This is a genomic window from Streptococcus mitis, from assembly GCF_001579035.1.
Classification (GTDB): domain Bacteria; phylum Bacillota; class Bacilli; order Lactobacillales; family Streptococcaceae; genus Streptococcus; species Streptococcus mitis_J.
Map to the genome: position 1 here is coordinate 183932 of NZ_KQ970287.1, position 832 is coordinate 184763.

Annotated in this window: 1 pseudogene; it reads left to right on the forward strand. The window is 45.0% G+C overall.

The annotated features are described in order from the left end of the window. A pseudogene (locus SMIDD26_RS05365) lies at positions 1–832 on the forward strand (DNA topoisomerase IV subunit B); the annotation flags it as partial.

Here is an 832-nt window from a genome sequence, read left to right on the forward strand (position 1 = left end):
ATGCCGGAGGAAAATTCGGTCAGGGTGGCTACAAGACATCTGGTGGTCTCCACGGGGTGGGTTCTTCCGTTGTTAACGCTCTTTCAAGTTGGCTGGAAGTTGAAATCACCCGTGATGGCGCAGTTTACAAGCAACGTTTTGAAAATGGTGGAAAACCTGTCACGACCTTGAAGAAAATTGGTACAGCACCAAAGTCTAAGACAGGGACCAAGGTTACCTTCATGCCAGATGCCAGTATCTTTTCTACGACAGATTTCAAGTACAATACCATTTCAGAGCGTCTTAATGAATCAGCCTTTCTCTTGAAAAATGTGACCTTGTCTCTGACTGATAAACGAACAGACGAAGCGATTGAATTCCACTATGAGAATGGGGTGCAGGACTTTGTTTCTTATCTTAACGAAGACAAGGAGACCTTAACGCCAGTTCTTTACTTTGAAGGGGAAGACAATGGTTTTCAAGTGGAAGTTGCGCTTCAGTATAATGACGGATTTTCAGATAATATTTTGTCCTTTGTCAATAACGTTCGCACCAAGGACGGTGGAACGCATGAGACAGGACTCAAATCTGCTATCACTAAGGTCATGAATGACTATGCGCGTAAGACGGGGCTTCTCAAGGAAAAAGATAAAAACCTTGAAGGTTCAGACTATCGTGAGGGACTAGCGGCCGTTCTTTCTATCTTGGTTCCTGAAGAGCACCTCCAGTTTGAAGGTCAGACCAAGGACAAGCTAGGAAGCCCTCTTGCTCGTCCCGTTGTGGATGGCATTGTGGCTGATAAGTTGACCTTCTTCCTTATGGAAAATGGAGAGTTGGCTTCGAATCTCATTCG